The organism is Frankia sp. CoWAU3, assembly GCF_977971855.1.
In genome coordinates this window covers 23,597-27,310 of sequence record NZ_CDWWXB010000004.1, presented here as the reverse complement: position 1 = coordinate 27,310, position 3,714 = coordinate 23,597, and the positions used below count along the sequence as shown (strand labels likewise).

3 protein-coding genes are annotated in these 3,714 nt (G+C 70.2%); all 3 read left to right on the top strand.

Annotated features, from left to right (window positions below):
- A partial coding sequence (locus AC08ON_RS01150; protein ID WP_476616308.1) for a phosphoinositide-specific phospholipase C-related protein occupies positions 1 to 1,866 on the top strand: 1,866 nt, incomplete at its 5' end.
- A 92-nt stretch (positions 1,867 to 1,958) separates the two neighbouring features.
- Positions 1,959 to 2,414 carry a tellurite resistance TerB family protein gene (locus tag AC08ON_RS01145; protein ID WP_011437394.1) on the top strand — a complete coding sequence of 152 codons (456 nt, stop codon included), beginning with the start codon at positions 1,959 to 1,961 and terminating at the stop codon, positions 2,412 to 2,414.
- Positions 2,415 to 2,486: 72 nt separating this feature from the next.
- Positions 2,487 to 3,338 (top strand): sulfite exporter TauE/SafE family protein, encoded by an 852-nt coding sequence (locus tag AC08ON_RS01140; RefSeq protein ID WP_476606052.1) that lies wholly within the window; start codon positions 2,487 to 2,489, stop codon positions 3,336 to 3,338.
- The last annotated feature ends 376 nt before the right edge of the window (positions 3,339 to 3,714 follow it).

The window sequence follows — 3,714 nt, the reverse complement described above, 5'->3', positions numbered from 1 at the left end:
TACCTGCGGGCCGACACGGACGACGTCGAACTCGCCGTCGATCTCCGGCCGATCTTCGACAACATCTCGGGCCTGGCCAACCGGTACGTCGCCGGTGAACTGGGTGCCGGCACCAGCTACCAGGTCACCACCGTGCAGGAGTTCACCCACGATGTCGTCACCGCGCTCGACGACATCGCCGCCGGGCGCCCGCCGAAGTCCCTGCCCGCGATCGAGCTCTCCCCGCAGGACACCGACCGCGTCCTGCCCGTGGTGCTGGACCGGGTGGACGCCGACACCCGGGCGCGCATCGAGGCTCCGCTGCGCGCCCTGCTGAGGTCGGGCAACATCGCCGGAGCGCTGGCGCTGGTCGGTCCGGAGGTCTTCCGGGGCGACGAGACGGCCATCGGCCGGCTCCAGGCGTATCTCCACGGATCCACCCTCGATCTCGGGGTCCGCCTGTCGGATCTGCGTGACCGGCCGATGATCGTCGCGATCGACCGGCTGCACGACGTCGCCGCGACCCTGGTGTGGGTCTCCCTCCTGCTCGCCCTGATCATGACGGCGGCCATGGTCAGCATCGTCGTGCTGGCCGGGCTGCGGGGGGTGTCCCGGGTCCGGGCCGCGACCGGTGCGGTGGTCCTCGCCGGCGTTGGTGCCGGGCTGCTCGGCGTCGTCCTGCGCATCGCGCTGCCGAATCCGCTGACCTCGCTGGACAGGCCGTCGTCGCCCCTGCCGCCGGGAGCCGGCGCAGTGCTGGTCGACTTCTCCTCGCGCGCCTACGGCACGCTCGAGAGCGACTTCCTGCGGATCGTGGCCTGGACGCTGGTGGCCGGCCTGGTCGGCTACGGATTGTCGCGGCTCGTCGCGGTGTCCGCCCGGTGGAACCGGACCGGCCGGCGGCGCCGGGTCGCCACGGCGTTCGCCCTCGCGGCGCCCCTGATGATCATCGTGACCTGGACGGCCTTCCCCGGCGCCGCCGCCGAGGCCCGCAAGCTCTGCAACAGCCAGCAGGCGCTATGCGACCGGCGCTATGACCAGGTGAGCTACCTGGCCACCCACAACGCGATGGCCACCAGCGAGGACCGGTTTCTCGGGCCTGCCCAGGACCCGGCGATCACGCACCAGCTCGACCTGGGGGTGCGCGCCCTGCTGCTCGATGTGCACCACTGGACATCGCCGACCCAGGTCGACGCTTATCTGCAGACCCTGCCGCCCGCGACCCGCGACGCGCTCGCCCCGCTGACGCGAGGCGCCCGGTCGGAACGCCCCGGCACCTGGCTGTGCCATGACCTGTGCCAGCTCGGCTCCCTCGACTTCGTGGCGGAGCTGACTCGGGTCCGGGACTGGATGAACCGCAATCCCACCGAGGTCGTGACGCTGATCATCCAGGATAATGAGGTGCCGGCGAGCGAGATCGCCGGCGGCGTGGCGGCCGCGGGCCTCGCGGGGATGGTGACGACGCCGCCGGAGGATCCGCATGGCCGATGGCCGACCCTGCGCGAGATGGTTGCCTCGGGCCGACGCCTGGTGGTCTTCACCGAGCGGCAGGACCTGCCGGGCACGTTCCTGCGCAGCTTCTACCGGTACGCCGAGGACACTCCGTTCGATGCGAAGAAACCCGAGGATCTGCGGACCTGCGCCCGCAACCGGGGCGTGGACGGTGCCTCGCTGCTCCTGATGAACCACTGGCTCACCGCCGCCGCGCCCAGCCGCCGTGCCGCCCTCGGCGCGAACGCCGCCGAGACCGTGTTCACCCGGGCACAGCATTGTCGCCAGGAGCGCGGGCGGATCCCGACGTTCGTCGCGGTCGACTTCGCCACGATCGGTGACGCGCAGGCGGCGGTGGACCGGCTCAACCGCGTTCGCGGCGGTGCCGGTTCCTGACCCTCGGCCAGCCGGTGGGAGCATGTCCGGGCGGTCATGCGTTGACCTGCGAGGAACCATCTAGTGATACGTCACCGTGCGAGGGAGCCCAGGTGCCGATCTGGAACCAGCTGCGTCAGTCCGCCCAGACGATGCAGGGCCAGCTGAACGCCAAGAAAAACGACCTGAAGAGCGGTGCCTTCCGCGATGCCAGCATGGCGATGTGCGCATTGGTCGCCGCGGCGGACGGGACCATCGACCCGGCCGAGCGGCAGCGGGTCGCCGCGCTGATCATCTCCAACGACGTGCTCAACAACTTTCCCGCGGATGATCTCCAGCGTCGCTTCAACGACTATGTCGGCAAGCTGCAGGCCGATTTCGAGTTCGGCAAGGTCTCCATCCTCCAGGAGATCGGGAAGACGAAGAAGAAGCCGGCGGAGGCCAGAGCGGTCATCCAGATCGGGATCGTCATCGGCGGGGCCGATGGCAACTTCGACAAGACGGAGCAGGCCGTCGTGCGGGAGGCGTGCTTCGCGGTCGGCATCAACCCGGAGGAGTTCGACCTCTGAGCCGGACCGGCCGCACTGCACCGAACCCGTCACCCCGTCACCCCGTCACCCTTCCATCGGCATAGAGGACACGTGGGACCAGCCGATGCCCTGCTCGCGGGCGGGGCGGGTCTGCTCGCGGGCGCGGTGAACACGATCGCGGGCGGCGGGACCCTGATCGCCTTCCCGGCGCTGCTCGCCACCGGTCTGCCGGCGCTGACCGCCAACATCACCTCATCGGTGGGGCTGGTCACCGGGTACGCCGGTGGGGCGCTGGGCTACCGCCGCGAGCTTGCCGGGCAGGCCGTCCGGCTGCGTGCCCTGGGACCGCCGGCTCTGCTCGGCGGTCTGGCCGGCGCCGTTGTGCTGCTGGCCACGCCCTCCGACAGCTTCCGGGCGCTGGTTCCGTACCTGGTGCTGGTCTCCTGTCTGCTCCTGGCGGCTCAGCCCCGGCTCGCGGCCGTGGTGGCACGCCGGAGAGCCAGCACGGCGGCGGGTGGCGGGCCGCCGGAGTCGGCGCCATCCGGGCCATCCGGTTCGCCCGCGGCCGCATTGCTGTCGCCCGCCTCCGGTTCGCTCGCCTCCGACCGGGTGACCTGGCCGACTCGGCTCGGGATCTTCGTCGCGGGAGCCTACGGATCGTATTTCGGCGCGGGGCTCGGGGTGCTGCTCCTTGGGGTGCTGGGCATTCTGCTCACCGACGACCTGCAGCGCACCAACGCGCTGAAGACGCTGCTCGCGTTCGGGGCCAACGCGGTGGGAGTGGCGGTCTTCCTGGTCACCGCGAAGGCCTCGTGGGGGTTCGCCGGCATCCTCGTGGTCGCATCCCTGCTCGGTGGGACGATCGGTGCCCGGGTGGCCCGCCGGCTACGACCGAACGTTCTACGTGGCGTGGTCATCACGCTCGGTGCGATCGTGGCGATCGCGTTGCTGATCCGTGGCTGACCAGCCGGCCGTCCGTTGAACCGGCCGTCCGTGGACTATCTTACGTTATCGGACGGTGCACGCCGTCGTTATCGTACATTCGCGCAAGCAACTCGGCCAGGTAGCGGCTACTCTTCCTAAGCCGGCTTGAGGAAATGGTTCCGGTGACAGCCGGCTGGGTTACCGGTGGGCCCTACGTTCGTCGTCCTCCTGTGAGGAGTTATCCACAGGTGGCCTGCGGCGCTGGATTACCGGGGCTACCTGATGGATTCTCGGTCCATGACGTTTTCCGCTTCGGCCTCGTCCCCGCCGACCCGTCCCGTGCGCTATCCAGGTTTCGACCCCGCGGTCCGCATCGCCGGTCGCCAGGGGGGTGCGATCACCTACCGGCAGGCGA